Here is a 14,160-nt window from a genome sequence, read left to right on the forward strand (position 1 = left end):
CATGGAACAAAATAGCCAAACCATCCCCAAGCCTGCCACGGTATCATGGTGGCATAGTTTAATGATCAATAAAGCCAGAGGATTTATCTTTAAGCTGTTGGAAAATCTGGAGCATGATCGTCTCGAAATCATCGAAGGAAGTGAGAAGGTTGTGTTAGGCGCGATGCAGCCCAGGATCCATGCCACTATATTCGTGTCCGATCCAAGCTTTTACCTGGACGTATTGAAAGGTGGTGGTATTGGTGCTGCCGAAGCATTTATCGATGGCAAATGGGAAAGTTCCGAGTTGACAAGGGTCATACGCATTTTTGCTTGTGCTCAGTCACAACTGGACGAGCTTGAAGGCAAGATGTCCTGGTTGACTTCACTCAAAAACCGCGTTTTTCATTTTGGCAACCGTAACAGTGAATCCGGCTCAAAACAAAATATACTGGCACATTATGACCTGAGTAATGATTTATATCAGTCGTTTCTTGACCCGACTATGATGTATTCCAGCGCGGTCTTTGACACACTCGATCAGTCACTTGAACAGGCGCAAAACAATAAGCTCAAAATCATATGCGATAAACTCGAGCTGAGCGAGCAGGATCACCTGTTAGAGATTGGCACGGGGTGGGGCGCACTGGCATTATTTGCAGCCCAAAATTACGGTTGTAAAGTGACCACGACGACCATCTCAGATGCACAGCATGAGTTTACTGCGCAGCGAATTAAATCAGCCGGCTTAGAAGGCCAAATAACTTTGTTGAAGCAGGATTATCGGTTGCTGGAAGGCAAGTACGATAAGCTGGTTTCTATCGAAATGATTGAAGCTGTGGGACACAGTTACATGGCTGGTTTTTTTGCAAAATGTAGCAGCTTGCTGAAGGATAATGGTTTGATGTTATTGCAGGCCATCACCATCGCAGATAAACGCTATGATCACTACAGAAACAATGTCGACTTTATTCAGCGCTACATATTTCCCGGTGGCTGTCTGCCATCTATAGCCGTGATGTCTGATCATCTCTCCACTCAAACAGATATGGTTGTGCGAGACATAGATGATATCGGTCTGCATTACGCCCAAACACTTAAGCGTTGGCGTGAGCAATTTGAGCAAAACTGGCAGCAGATCCGTACTTTTGGCTTTGACGAGCGATTCCGACGGTTGTGGCTGTTTTATCTACAGTACTGTGAAGGTGCTTTCTTAGAACGTGTTATAAGCACGCATCACCTGGTAGCTCGTAAGCCACGACATATTGGTGTGAATGATGCGCAATTTTTGGCTGATTAATCTCATAATCTTTCAATCTGTGTGGTGGTTGTGCGCCTTATTCACAGATCAGGCTGTGCCTTTGGTTGGGCTTTTGTTTTTGCTGCATTTTGCCCTTTCACCAAGCAGGAAAGCTGACGCCCGGAGTTTGTTGATTTTACCGCTTGGGTTGGTTGTCGACCAATCGCTCTCGCTTATAGGGGTAATAAGTTTTGCGGACGGCCATCAATGGCTACCGCTGTGGCTTGCTCTGCTTTGGGGGCACTTTACGCTGACGCTCAACCATAGTCTGAGTTGGTTGGGACGATATCACTTTGGCATACAGGCTGCGCTTGGTGCGGTATTTGGTGCACTCAGTTATATCGGTGGCATAAAGCTCGGTGCGCTGAACAGTGCGCTCTCACTGACAAATGTGGTTTTGATTTTTGCTGTTGTTTGGGCCGTCATTTTACCTTTGGTAGTGCACCTCAACGGTCGAATGGGACAGCACCTGGGAGTACAACATGTTTAATCTAATGAGCAAAACGCTAGTCGCGGTGGCGATGTTTTCGGTACCTTTAGTCGCGCCATTGCAGGCAAGTGCCTCGACGACAACACAATTGTCTACGCTAGAACTACGAGGTACGGCCGATTTACGCTATCTGTTTTGGGATGTCTATTCAGCAGCATTGTATACCGGTGGAGAAGCATATCAGGCAGAGCAGTTTCCACAGGTGTTGAGTTTAACTTACAAACGCGACATAGAAGCGCAGGAGCTGGTTGATGCCACGCGAGAGCAATGGCAAAAGCAAAAACTGGTACTGGACAACGCTGAGCAGTGGCTGAGGCAACTAGTACAACTCTGGCCTGACATACAAAAGGGCAATCAACTTATCCTGGTCGTGGATCGTGACAAGCAAAGCCGCTTCTATTTTCGTCCTGACCCGGGGGCAGAGGTTAAAAGTGCTTTGTCAGAAGCTGAGCTGAAAACGTCTGCGCGTTTTCTCGGCGCGATTAATGATCGAGCCTTTGGCCCCGCGTTTTTGGCCATATGGCTATCAGAAAAAACCACAGAGCCAAAGCTGAGAGAGCAGCTCATTGGAAAAAGGTAAATCAAGATGAAAGTAATTATGGCCTTGCTGCTGATTTTTGTACTCAGTGGCTGTACCAGCAAAACCATTGCAGACTATAGTGAAACAAAGCCGGATCTGGCACTGGAGCAATTTTTTAGAGGTGAGTTGACCGCATATGGTATTGTTCTTGACCGAAGCGGCAATCTGACACGACGTTTTGAAGCCGATCTGGTAGGCACCTGGGAGGGCAACAAAGGCGAGTTAAAAGAATGGTTTCGTTTTGACGACGGAGAAAAGTCAACCAGAATCTGGCAACTGGAAAAAACGGCCGACAATCTTTATAAAGGCACCGCAGGGGACGTGATTGGTGTAGCGCAGGGTGAAACTGCAGGCTCGGCGTTGTACTGGCGCTACCAATTGGAGATCCAATACCAGGGCTCCCCATTGGAAGTTACTCTGGACGACTGGATGTATCTGGTGAATGAAAAGCGTTTATTTAATCGCACTGAGATCATTAAATGGGGCTTTAAAGTCGGCGAGGTTATTCTAATCATAGAGAAACATGACAGTTGAAACTGTTTGTCGTGTTCACTAACAAAGGCCTGTAAATCAAGCCTTCTTTGTTTTCAGCGTATGAGTGAAACCTAGCGGGTTCCCTGCCAAATTTATGCTTACCATTACCTTATATCGAGAAAACGTGTTTTTTATCTACGGTTTTAATAGCAATCATGATTGCTTTGGGGCAGAAAGAAACAAGTCACTTAGTGGCTTTTTTGTTAGCTGAGGGAATAGCTCCAAAAACGAAATCATGGACATCGTTTTGGCTTGAGGCTGGTACGAATGCCTTGAAATAATAAAAGCCCGTCTAATCTAGATGAGCTTTTACATCAGTGCGATAGAAATAGATTAAAACGCACTCGTATCCTGGAACAGGCCTACTTTTAGATCTTTTGCTTCGTATATAACGCGGCCGTCAACTTCTACTGTGCCGTCAGCAAGACCCATAAACAATTTACGTTTGATAACGCGCTTCATGTCTACACGATATGTTACTTTCTTAGCCGTTGGTAGGATCTGGCCTGTGAACTTAACTTCACCTACACCCAATGCGCGGCCAAGGCCCGGTCCACCAGACCAGCCGAGGAAGAAGCCAACGATCTGCCACATGGCATCCAGGCCCAGGCAACCAGGCATTACCGGGTCGCCACGGAAATGACAGTCAAAAAACCACAGATCAGGGTTAATATCTAGCTCAGCGACGATCTGACCTTTGCCAAACTGGCCACCATCTTCATTAATCTCGATGATACGATCCATCATCAGCATGTTATCGATTGGCAGACGACAGTTGTTCTCACCAAACATTTTCCCTTCAGCGCACAGGATCAGTTCTTCTTTTGTATAGCTATTTTTTGGTTCCATAATCATCAGTCTTAGTCTTAAATTGTTGCTACTTTAGCTTACACTTGTACGCCAAACAACTCTGAACAGTTAAAATTTGCATGTTCCATGAGCACTCTACTTATCAGGTGATATATTTTTATCTTCCTGACCTTGTAAGCTTGGCTGTTTTATAACCGCAAGGTTGTTTTTTACACATCAATTGGCGTGCGTTTTTATCTATCAAAGCCATAACTATGGCCCACTATGCTCAAGGGGTTCTAAAGTGAATGAAAATCATTCAATGAGTGCCCCTAGATAGATTATTTCTTTGTTTCTGGACCTTTCAAGGCGATTTTTGCTTTAAAAATCTTTATAATTGAATCAGTCATTCTTAATGTTAGCGGAAGTTTATGATCCTTTTTGTAGATGCCTTGACGGTAATTGATTTTTCTTACTTGTGTGGTAAACGAGGCGCGGTGGGTGAAAGCTGGATTGTCGATATGACACTGCATGGCCAGCTAAATGAAGAGTCTATGGTATTAGACTTTGCCAAAGTAAAAAAGCAGATCAAGGCCATTATAGATGACACGATTGATCATAAGTTGGCTATCCCAAGCCAGTTGTCATGCAACTACGCATCACAAGATGGCAGGGTGAGTTTTGACGGCTTGTTCGGCGGGCATCACCTGGCCATGAGTGCGCCTGAAGAAGCCGTTTGCATCGTCAAAGGTGCTGAAATTAATGAAGCCAGTGTCATTGCTTTTCTTAAGCAACAAATTTTGCCAAAAATGCCAGATAACGTAAAAGACATAGAGATTGAATTACGTCCTGAGCCGAGCCGTAGTTTCTATTACCACTACAGTCATGGCTTGAAAAAGCACGATGGTAATTGTCAGCGTATTATTCATGGCCACCGCTCTGATATTGGCATCTACCTGGACGATATTAGTATGCCGCGCCTGCAAAAAGAGTGGGCAGAGCGCTGGCAGGATATCTACCTGGGCAGTCGGGAGGATCTAATCGATGTGAGTGACTTACAATACATTAAACCACACGATGATGATTATGCATTTGCCTATACGGCCTCTCAGGGCTATTTTGAATTAGCTATCAGTAAGGCGCGTTGTGATTTGATACCCTGCGACAGTACTGTAGAGTGCTTAGCCGAATATCTTGCTGGAGAGATCAAGGCTCAGTATCCTGATAGAAAAGTTAAAGTTAAGGCGTTTGAAGGCGTCGGAAAAGGAGCGATCGCTTATGCCTGACTGGCTGAGTAAAGCGAAAAAGACCAGTATAATACTGGCCGGTATGTTGGTGAATATAAGCTCGGGTCATGCCGTTGAACTAAAAGGCTCGCTGACCCAGGGGGGGTTGGTAATCGCGGAGTTGGCTGGAGTACAATCAGCCAGACTTAACGACAAAGAATTGGCTATCTCACCTGAAGGTAAATTTGTTTTTGGTTTTGGTCGAGATGCTGAAACAGAACACACCCTAAGCTGGGTTGATCAAGGCGGCAAAGTACATTCAAAAACCTTGATGATCACTACGCGCGACTATGACATTGACCGTATTACTGGTGTAGAGAAAAAGTATGTATCTCCGCCAAAGGACGTTTTAGCCCGGATCCGTAAGGAAGGTGCGCAAGTTAGTGCTGCCAGAAGTAAGCTAAGTACCTTATCTTATTTCGACGATCCGGTTTATCGGCCAGCAAAAGGCAGAATATCGGGTGTTTACGGCAGCCAGCGTTATTTTAATGGTCAACCCAGAAGGCCACATTTTGGGTTGGATATTGCCAATAAAACGGGCACGCCAGTACTTGCTCCCGTAGCTGGTAAAGTTGTATTTGCCAACCCTGATCTCTATTACAGTGGTGGTACGCTGATCCTGGACCATGGATATGGCATTACCTCTACCTATATACATCTCAACAAGCTTCATGTTGAAGAAGGGCAGATAGTTGAGCTGGGCGATCATATCGCCGATATAGGTGCCACTGGCAGAGTAACCGGACCACACCTGGACTGGCGTTTTAATTGGTTTAATGAACGCTTAGATCCTCAACTTATTATGATTGATAAACTCGCAACGAAAAGCAGTAAAGAATGACACAAACAGATAAAGACGCAGTAATTGCACAAAGAATTAAAGACTCGCAAACCTCGGTTACCAAAACCGTTTTCCCAGGTCGAACGAACCACCACAATACGCTGTTTGGTGGTGACGCACTGGCATGGATGGATGAGGTTGCGTTTATCGCAGCGACGCGTTTTTGCCGCAAACCTTTGGTTACCATTTCATCAGACAGAGTCGACTTTAAAGAAGCTATCCCGGCTGGTACATTTGCCGAATTGGTTGCTAAAGTAGCCCATGTAGGTAATACCAGCTTAAAAGTCGAAGTTCATATCTACCTGGAGACCATGCATAAGGACGATAAGCACCTAGCTATCTCTGGTAGCTTCACGTTTGTTGCTGTTGATGACAATCACAGACCAACACCTGTTGTATGCGATCAAATGCTAAATGGGTTTAGCTAATCAATTTTTAAATCTTTAAGTTACAACAGCCAGACAGGAGTTTTTAACTCCTTTATATCAAATAGAACACATCATACTATAGGTGATGTTATAAATATCTTTGCACCGGAGGGGTTATTCAGATAAATCCTTACAAAGGAAAGCTGCTTCGACTTTACTTTTAAGTTCCAGATTGTGAACATCTTTCATAGACTTTATGAGAGAATAGACTTAACGTGATACTAGGGACAACGCTAATAACCAAGAGCAATAAGGAATATTATCCAGAAGGACATTATGGAACACCGCATTTCAACAAATTTATACCTCACTCCTTTAAATACTGAACATGCAGGCACATTGTTTGATGCAGTTGAAACGAGTCGTGAAAGCTTGCAAAAATTTTTGCCGTGGGTGGAAAAGTTAACAGTGCTTCGGGATGCAGAAAGTTACATTGCCGAGCGCACTCAGTTAGCAAACACAGAATATTTTGCCATCATGCAACGGAATCATTTTATTGGGGTATTTGCGATTAAGCCCGCTGAAGCCCACAATTCTTGTGAAATAGGCTATTGGCTCATTGATAAAGCACGGGGAAAGGCGGTAATCAGCCGGGTATTAGGCTTAATCTTGCCTTATCTGAAAAACGTTCGCCAAGTAGATTATGTAGAATTTCACTGCCTGGAAAATAACGAGGCGAGTATAAAAATAGCAAAGCGAGCAGGCGCCTCGCTTATCGAGTGTTATCCGAGCAAGTCAGATATCAATGCAGCACCAAGTATGATGTACCTTTATAGGACTTACTTGCAGGAGTGTGAGTCTTTATGCTGAGGTTATACGAGTTTTCATAAATCTCAGGTACAATTGCGTTCCTTTTTTAAAAACAACCCGCAATTATGGGATGGTCATAACCTATAAAGCAGTGGAGATAACTGCTTATCATTTAAATTAAAGGCTAAACAATAGGAATTTCAGGATAAATTCATGATAAAAAAAACACTACTATCTTTGGGCTGTATACTTGCACTAAGCAGTTTTGGCGCGTTTGCCAGCGGCAAATGGCATACATCAAAAATCAATTCAGTATACCCAACCTCTCAAGGCGGTTTTGTGCTGACCTTTAAAACCAATGCGCCTGATTGCTCACAAGCAATTAATGCAGTAAATAAGTATCACTATGTTGAAGTAAATAAACACAGTATGACTATAGAAGGCGCCAATAAGATTTATTCATTAGCTCTGATGGCAGCAGCGTCAGGTAAGGCAATGAGTTTCTACTATGATAGTACAAGCGACAAGTGTTACATCAACAGAGCCCACGTGCAGTTTTAATTAAAGCTATGCTCAAAAAAGTCGACCTTTGGTCGACTTTTTCGGTATTATAGCACCATTGCAGCTATCCAGCCAAAGATTAACAATGGAATGTTGAAATGAATAAATGTGGGAACCACTGAATCCCAGATGTGATCATGTTGACCATCTGCATTTAAACCCGAGGTTGGGCCTAATGTAGAATCAGACGCCGGTGACCCTGCATCTCCCAGTGCGCCGGCTGTTCCGACGAGAGCAACTGTGGCCATTGCAGAGAACCCGACTTCCATAGATAAAGGAACGAACAGAGTCGCAATGATAGGCACGGTCGAAAAGGAACTGCCTATGCCCATAGTGATAAGCAGGCCTACCAGTAAGATCATGGCTGCTGCGAGCGGTTTGTTCTCTCCAACAAAGTCAGCACAGGCGCTCACCAGGCTGGCCACATCACCGGTTTCTTTCATAACGGAAGCAAACCCTTGCGCTGAGATCATAATAAAACCAATCATGGCCATCATAGCAACACCTTTGCTAAAGACGTCTGAACTTTGATCCCATTTGACAATTCCAAACAGGCTGAACATCATAACCCCAACAAGGCCACCTAATATCATTGAGCCGCTGACGTTTTGTGCGAGTAGCGAGCAAATGATCGCTAGGGTACCAGCAACAATGACTTTACGTTTTTCGGCATTATTAAGTCGGGGTTTGTCCGCCAGTTCTTTCGCCTGAGTTTGCTCATCGTAAGTATAGTCGCGCTTTTTTCGGTAACTCACAAACACAGCAATAATCAAACCTGCCAGCATACCCAGAGCAGGGATACCCATAGCGTAAGGCACCTGTGTATTGACAACCTCAAGACCATTATCAACCAGGTTTTTATGCAAGATAGAGTATAAGTAAATACCACCAAAACCATAAGGCAAAATCATATATGACGTTGCTAATCCGAAAGTTAAGATACATGCTATGGCACGGCGATCAATATTTAACTGATTAAATATCACCAACAATGGAGGTATAAGGATCGGGATAAATGCAATGTGTACTGGGATGAGGTTTTGTGAGGCAACCGAACAACCCAGAATAATGACCATTATGAGCATACTCAGCAACTGGCTTGAGTTTTGTTGATTGCCATGGACCAGAGACAGTAATTTATCCGCCAGGATTTGGGTTAAACCAGACTTAGATATCGCCACTGCAAAAGCACCTAACATCGCGTAGCTAAGGGCAATCTCAGCCCCACCGGATAACCCGGAGTTAAATGCATTCAGCGTATCTGATAGCCCTAAACCTGCACTCAAACCAGCAACCATAGCACTAATTGTCATTGCAACAATCACGTTCACTCTAAATAGTGTCAGGCCGAGCATCAGCAAAACACCAATAATAACAGCATTCATAATGTTATTTTTTCGCCTTTTTTATTATTAAACGGCCAAGCGCTTTCATCCTTGTAGCTTCTGCTTTGGTTAATTGCGCTCGGGAAAATCTTGATTTTACAAAATATTGGTTAAATTCTTCCAGTTCCTGAGACAAGCCAGGATACTGTGACTTTAAACTCAATAACGCCTGTGAGGGCGTCAACTTATGTAACTCATCTCCTGCTATTTTACAAATGGCATGATGAAGCTTGACTGCCTCAGGTAATTTTACCAATTGCTTGCGTTGCAGATACCAGAATCGGGCTATAAATATGGCTATTAGCAATAAAAACACGCTCAATGCCGGCAATAACCTGTGGTACTGCCCAAATAGATCTCGCAATAATCTGGATTGTTTTTGATGATCAAAGTTCAGTACCCAACGGGTCCACTGATAATCAAGCTGCTCAATCTGAAGCCTTATCCAATTTACCAACGCCAGATTAGAATAGGTCATCAGACTCAGGCCAAGATTGTCTTTAAATTCTTCTTCCAACTGGGTTAATTCAGACAAAGATCCGATAAGCCTGTCCGGTGCTACCCAAGCAGTAGGGTCCAAACGATACCAACCTTGCTGAGGAACATAATACTCTACCCAGGCGTGCGCGTCGTATTGATAAACACTGTAATATTCGCGCTCTTCATTATATTCTCCGCCTAGGTATCCCGACACGAGCCGGGCAGGGATACCAGCTGCTCGCAACATAAAGGCGGCACTTGCAGCGTAATGACCACAGAACCCCTCACGCGTCTCAGTTAAGAAAGTGTCAATACTGTCTCGGTCGCTTATCGTTGCAGGCTTAAGTGAGTAACTAAATCTATGTTCGATAAAGTACTGCTTCATCAGCTCTATAAAATCAGCGGTATTGTCTGTCGCATTATCCCATCGCATTGCCATGGCTGTTGCAAGCGGATTGATTTCTTCTGGTAAAGCGGTATTGAGCCGATATTGCCAATTGACCATACCTGCCCCTGAAACATGAATAGGCGTCACCTGATATTCCATACTACTACTCAGGTGATTCTGCATAAACAAGGTACCAAAATGATTGGTATTCACACCCCGTGTGGCAGACTTTGCCTGGCCCAGATTGTATAACCAGGTTTTACCTGATGGCCTGGCGATGACAGTGTAACTTGCGCCGACTGCACGATAAGGTGCTTGTAAGGGGACGTCGTGATGTGCTGAAACCCGCCAGCGCTTGCCGTCAAACTTGTCATGGATTAAGGTTCGCCAGTAAAATGGCGGTTTCATCTGAGCGTTTTCAGGAAAAATCGCCCTGAAAACTAACTCGTCAGAGCGAGATAACTCTGATATTTCAAACGGGTCTATGTCCTCAGAAAGTCCGGTTTGTGTTTTTTTTGCGCCGGGGAGCTGCCAAAATGGAGAAACTTTCGGCAAGAGTACCACCATAATTGCGGCCAGAGGGAGCGCGAGTAGCAAATGCTTTGTGGCTTGTTTCATTGCGCTGCGTAATTCTATGTCATGTTCGATCCACAACATTTGCGCCAGGTTGATCACTAGAAGTGCAAGCACGAATAGTAAAGACAGAACATTCTGAGAGAAGATAAAAAAGCAAGGGTAAACGAAAAAGTTGAGTAACTGCACAGACATGGCTTGTTTTTTTGTTTTTGCCTGAATGGTTTTTAATGCGCATGCCCCCAATAGTAATGAAACGAACATTTCTACCAGATTAGAAAAGCCGATTGCGACAAACACAACCAGTATAATCGTGAAGGCCAATAGGTTAATCAACTTTTCGGATGGGCCTTTAACCAACTGTTTATGAATAGAGAGCTTGAAAAGCACGATAAGCAACATGGCACAGGTAAATACCAGGCCGAAACTGTCCACAAGCAGGATGCTGACTAAGCCATACAGAAGTGTTGTCAGTAAGGTTTGAGACCCCAGCAGTTTGTCAGAAATCACTCAACGCCTCCAGACACTTCTCTCTATGCTTATCTCCTCGATCAGCGCCCACCTGAGCGGCATTGCTCAATCGCAGGGCAAACATATCACCTTGCTTATCTGCTTCAAGTACCTGATAACACAATTTCGACAAACGACTTTCCTTGTTGCCATCGTGTGCTGAATAATCAAATGTGTGCTGAGAATAATAGCTATCACCACTGTATTGCTTCACCAGAAGTTGCTGACTCTTCGCAAAATGCCGCCAGGAAATACGGCTTTTACTGACTCCTGGCCTAAAGCGTTCTAAACCATCGAAGTTCTCTTGACTTTGTGTGCTTTGATGTACGTACTGACCCTGTTCAGCCGTTGCTTCTTGCTCACTGAATGTCAGCTGACAAGCCAGCGGAGCAGGGTAGACACAAAATGTCTTGTCTGTGTTCAGGTAAGTCCAGACGCGGACCAAGCCGAAAGGGTAGCTACTCGATAGTTTAAGCCTGCCAAGCTGGTAGCGTCCACGTAACTCAGGGTGCAAAAACATAGAAACCACCTGAGTACCTTGCTTATGGTTTTCATTACAGTCGCTAAAATCAAAGTCCTGGCTGACAATATCCAGTGAGTAGCAATCATGGGGCATATTGAGCTTTACCAAAACTTCTACCGGTTTTGAAGCAAAGTTGTTCTTAACATCCAGCAACTGAATCGTCAGGCCGTGCAAGTTAAGGTAACCGTATATCAAAGCCAAAACCAGAATAAGCAGCATCACATAAGCGACCCCAAGGATCAGATTATTCTGATAATTACTACCTAAAATAAAATTGAGGATCACCATGCATAAAAAAAATGCGCCCTGTTTAGAGGGAACAATATAGATGTTATGGTGAGAAAGGGTAAGTTGCGCAGTGCTGTGCTTACGCTTGATCATGTCAGCCAGCCAGGACTGTAACCAGTCACTGCCCATGATTACAATACAACCGCAACGTTATCAAAAATCCCTTTAACTACATCATCGAGCTCATTTGCGGAAATATTCAAGCGGTGTCCTGCGACTGCCGCAAACACAGCTTGCACATCATCAGGTAATGCGTAATCGCGCCCTTGCGTAAGTGCATAAGCACGCGTGGCAAGGCCTAATGCAATACTTGCTCGTGGTGATAGAGGATCACTAAACTGACCACTGTAGCGCGTGAAATTCACCAGGTTAATGATATATTGTACTACTGAGTCAGACAGATTAACGGCGACTACGGTTTGCTGCAGAACTGCCAGCGCAGTTAGATCTAATACGCATGACAACTCGCTTAGGTGCTGTCTTTGCAGGTTATTGCCCAATATCAGGGTTTTCTCTGCATGCTCATCAGGGTAACCCAGGCTGATCCGCAGGAAAAAACGGTCTAGTTGAGACTCAGGTAAAGGGTGCGTACCTGACTGATGCAAGGGGTTTTGCGTGGCAATGACAAAAAATGGTTCTGGTAATGGGTGCGTCTTGCCATCAACTGTCACCTGGCGCTCTTCCATTGCTTCTAGCAGGGCACTTTGCGTTTTTGGGCTGGCACGGTTGATTTCATCTGCCAGTAACACCTGGCTAAAGATGGGTCCTGGGTGAAAATCGAAACTCTGTTGCTGAGTGTTAAAAACACTCGATCCGGTAATATCGGCGGGCAACAGATCACTGGTAAACTGAACGCGTTGATAACTCAACCCAAGTACATTAGCAAGGCCGTGGGAGAGGGTGGTTTTACCCATTCCGGGTAAGTCTTCAATGAGTAGGTGCCCTTTACATAGTAAGCAAACAACGGCCAGCCGGATCTGCTCTTCTTTACCGAGAATCAGCTCTGATAGCTGATTGATTATCGCTTCTGTGGTTTTATTCATGCAATCATTTCAAGTCTTTTCATTACTGAATCCACTTTTTTCGCGTTAAAGGGCTTAGCAATAAAGCCTTTCGCTCCCAATTCCCAGGTGTTTTGCACATTTTCCAGGCTGTTGTGTCCTGAACACATAATGACATGCACATTGGGGTAGTTTTCATTTATATATTCAAGGATCTGTGTACCGTCGGTATCAGGCAGCTCAATATCCAGGAAGATAACATTAGGAGATTTTTCTGCCATCAATGGCATCGCTGATTTAAAGTCCTCGGACTCATAGACTTCTTCAAAACCCAGGTTTTCAAGAATCTCTATCAGGTAACTGCGCACATCCTCAACGTCATCGATGATCAAAATTGGTTCTAGGGGTCTGACAAGTTCCATATTGTATTTACTTCTTTTGAACGACAAGGCTAATACTAAGACAAGCGCAATGTGAGCTCAATGGCAATTTATAAATTAACGGTAAATTCATCATAGCGATAAGCTCGTGAAATCATCTCATCACCTAGTCCAAAATTGAATCCACCAGAAATGTACACTAAAAGAGATATGGAGTTTCTGCAACAACCAGGGGGCGCTTGGATACTTCATAGTATGTTCAGAGCGAAGAAACAATATTTAGCTTTGTTACAATATCAGGATAACTTAACTGCCGATCATATTGCCAATGCATTCCATACTTTAAACCTGCAGGCCATTGGTGACACTATGTCTGAAGACGTAAAACGTCGACTTTACCTTGGCGCCAGCATTACCACGGCAGTGTTAGGGGCGATAACGTTTACAGGTGTAGGGACAGTAATCGCCCTGATCGCAGCAGTAGTAGCGCCTTTGCTTATATGGTTCGCGATTAAATCCAAACGAGACTTCCTTGGAGCAATGGTAAATTTTACATCGACAAACTTGCTATGTCAGAACTTTACGAGCAAAAACGGGGATCTACACATGCATGCGGGGAAAATGGAAGAGTTTCCCAAAACTACCTCATCCGGGGTAAGTGCAAAAGAAGTCACTCTGAAAGCTATGAATAATGGTTCTGATGATGAAGGAAATATTGTTGAATTAGTCTATGTTGCACAGTTCTATGCGATAAAGAAAACAGGCTTTTTTGGTGCAGAAGGTACATTTGCCTTAAGACCATTAGATAAGTCGGGTCCTATTTTAACATCCTTGTTTGCATCCCCTATAAACACTTCGGTGGTGTACATGTAACAACCGGACACGCAGGCGCCGCACTCAAAGCTAACTGGAAAACGATGTGGGGCAGAAGAGGTGCATCCAGCTCAACTGAATCAGAGGGAATTGTTGCGAAGTTCGATGCAGATTTGACTCAGGAAAATAAAGTGTTCGGTGTGCTTTTTATAAATCAATTTCCAAACGGTTAGGAAAATATGTGAAGCCCATAACTTATCTAGATTTGGACATCTATTTAT

The 14,160-nt window shown here is 44.2% G+C and carries 16 protein-coding genes; 10 read left to right on the forward strand and 6 right to left on the reverse strand.

Features of this window, described 5'->3' with window-relative positions; all coding sequences use genetic code 11:
- Position 1: 1 nt before the first annotated feature.
- The 4 genes from AT705_RS02480 to AT705_RS02495 are packed head-to-tail and all read left to right on the forward strand — an operon-like array spanning position 2 to position 2,883.
- A complete protein-coding gene (locus AT705_RS02480; RefSeq protein WP_058795340.1) occupies positions 2–1,279 on the forward strand; it encodes an SAM-dependent methyltransferase in 1,278 nt (425 codons plus the stop codon).
- Positions 1,257–1,769: a DUF2878 domain-containing protein gene (locus AT705_RS02485; RefSeq protein WP_058795341.1), complete on the forward strand. Its 513-nt coding sequence runs from the start codon at positions 1,257–1,259 to the stop codon at positions 1,767–1,769. Before AT705_RS02480 ends, AT705_RS02485 begins: the two co-directional genes overlap by 23 nt.
- Positions 1,762–2,349, forward strand: a complete 588-nt coding sequence (locus AT705_RS02490) for a chalcone isomerase family protein (protein ID WP_058795342.1) — start codon at positions 1,762–1,764, stop codon at positions 2,347–2,349. The genes AT705_RS02485 and AT705_RS02490 overlap by 8 nt, the downstream gene beginning before the upstream one ends.
- Before the next feature lie 6 nt (positions 2,350–2,355).
- Positions 2,356–2,883 carry a DUF3833 domain-containing protein gene (locus AT705_RS02495; protein ID WP_058795343.1) on the forward strand — a complete coding sequence of 176 codons (528 nt, stop codon included), beginning with the start codon at positions 2,356–2,358 and terminating at the stop codon, positions 2,881–2,883.
- 333 nt (positions 2,884–3,216) lie between these two features.
- On the opposite strand, the gene fabA is transcribed toward AT705_RS02495, so the two are convergent.
- Positions 3,217–3,732, reverse strand: coding sequence for a bifunctional 3-hydroxydecanoyl-ACP dehydratase/trans-2-decenoyl-ACP isomerase (fabA, locus tag AT705_RS02500; protein ID WP_049864164.1), 516 nt, complete (start codon positions 3,730–3,732; stop codon positions 3,217–3,219).
- 371 nt (positions 3,733–4,103) lie between these two features.
- Between fabA and AT705_RS02505 the strand changes: the two genes are divergently transcribed.
- The 5 genes from AT705_RS02505 to AT705_RS02525 all read left to right on the forward strand — a co-directional run bounded on the left by AT705_RS02505 (position 4,104) and on the right by AT705_RS02525 (position 7,538).
- On the forward strand, positions 4,104–4,958 hold the full coding sequence (locus tag AT705_RS02505; protein ID WP_058795344.1) for a 6-carboxytetrahydropterin synthase: 855 nt from the start codon (positions 4,104–4,106) through the stop codon (positions 4,956–4,958).
- Between the two features lie 43 nt (positions 4,959–5,001).
- On the forward strand, positions 5,002–5,799 hold the full coding sequence (locus tag AT705_RS02510) for a M23 family metallopeptidase (RefSeq protein WP_058797888.1): 798 nt from the start codon (positions 5,002–5,004) through the stop codon (positions 5,797–5,799).
- Positions 5,796–6,227: an acyl-CoA thioesterase gene (locus tag AT705_RS02515; protein ID WP_049864149.1), complete on the forward strand. Its 432-nt coding sequence runs from the start codon at positions 5,796–5,798 to the stop codon at positions 6,225–6,227. The genes AT705_RS02510 and AT705_RS02515 overlap by 4 nt, the downstream gene beginning before the upstream one ends.
- Before the next feature lie 276 nt (positions 6,228–6,503).
- The gene (locus AT705_RS02520) at positions 6,504–7,037 is read left to right on the forward strand and encodes a GNAT family N-acetyltransferase (protein ID WP_058795345.1); all 534 of its coding nucleotides are present in this window, start codon (positions 6,504–6,506) and stop codon (positions 7,035–7,037) included.
- 153 nt (positions 7,038–7,190) lie between these two features.
- Complete coding sequence (locus AT705_RS02525; protein ID WP_058795346.1) at positions 7,191–7,538, forward strand: hypothetical protein; 348 nt, start codon at positions 7,191–7,193, stop codon at positions 7,536–7,538.
- A gap of 47 nt (positions 7,539–7,585) precedes the next feature.
- Here AT705_RS02525 and AT705_RS02530 read toward each other — a convergent pair whose 3' ends face one another.
- Genes AT705_RS02530 through AT705_RS02550 form a run of 5 tightly spaced genes read right to left on the reverse strand, consistent with a single transcriptional unit; the run spans position 7,586 to position 13,108 of the window.
- Positions 7,586–8,923 carry a Na+/H+ antiporter family protein gene (locus AT705_RS02530; protein ID WP_058795347.1) on the reverse strand — a complete coding sequence of 446 codons (1,338 nt, stop codon included), beginning with the start codon at positions 8,921–8,923 and terminating at the stop codon, positions 7,586–7,588.
- Between the two features lie 4 nt (positions 8,924–8,927).
- A complete protein-coding gene (locus tag AT705_RS02535) occupies positions 8,928–10,874 on the reverse strand; it encodes a transglutaminase family protein (protein WP_058795348.1) in 1,947 nt (648 codons plus the stop codon).
- Complete coding sequence (locus AT705_RS02540; protein ID WP_058795349.1) at positions 10,864–11,814, reverse strand: DUF58 domain-containing protein; 951 nt, start codon at positions 11,812–11,814, stop codon at positions 10,864–10,866. Before AT705_RS02540 ends, AT705_RS02535 begins: the two co-directional genes overlap by 11 nt.
- Before the next feature lie 2 nt (positions 11,815–11,816).
- Complete coding sequence (locus tag AT705_RS02545) at positions 11,817–12,728, reverse strand: AAA family ATPase (RefSeq protein WP_058795350.1); 912 nt, start codon at positions 12,726–12,728, stop codon at positions 11,817–11,819.
- The gene (locus AT705_RS02550) at positions 12,725–13,108 is read right to left on the reverse strand and encodes a response regulator (RefSeq protein ID WP_058795351.1); all 384 of its coding nucleotides are present in this window, start codon (positions 13,106–13,108) and stop codon (positions 12,725–12,727) included. Before AT705_RS02550 ends, AT705_RS02545 begins: the two co-directional genes overlap by 4 nt.
- Positions 13,109–13,276: 168 nt before the next feature.
- Here AT705_RS02550 and AT705_RS02555 point away from each other — a divergent pair, with 168 nt between their 5' ends.
- Positions 13,277–13,939 carry a hypothetical protein gene (locus AT705_RS02555; RefSeq protein ID WP_058795352.1) on the forward strand — a complete coding sequence of 221 codons (663 nt, stop codon included), beginning with the start codon at positions 13,277–13,279 and terminating at the stop codon, positions 13,937–13,939.
- Positions 13,940–14,160 lie beyond the last annotated feature (221 nt).

The sequence above is a fragment of the Pseudoalteromonas rubra genome (assembly GCF_001482385.1).
Classification (GTDB): domain Bacteria; phylum Pseudomonadota; class Gammaproteobacteria; order Enterobacterales; family Alteromonadaceae; genus Pseudoalteromonas; species Pseudoalteromonas ardens.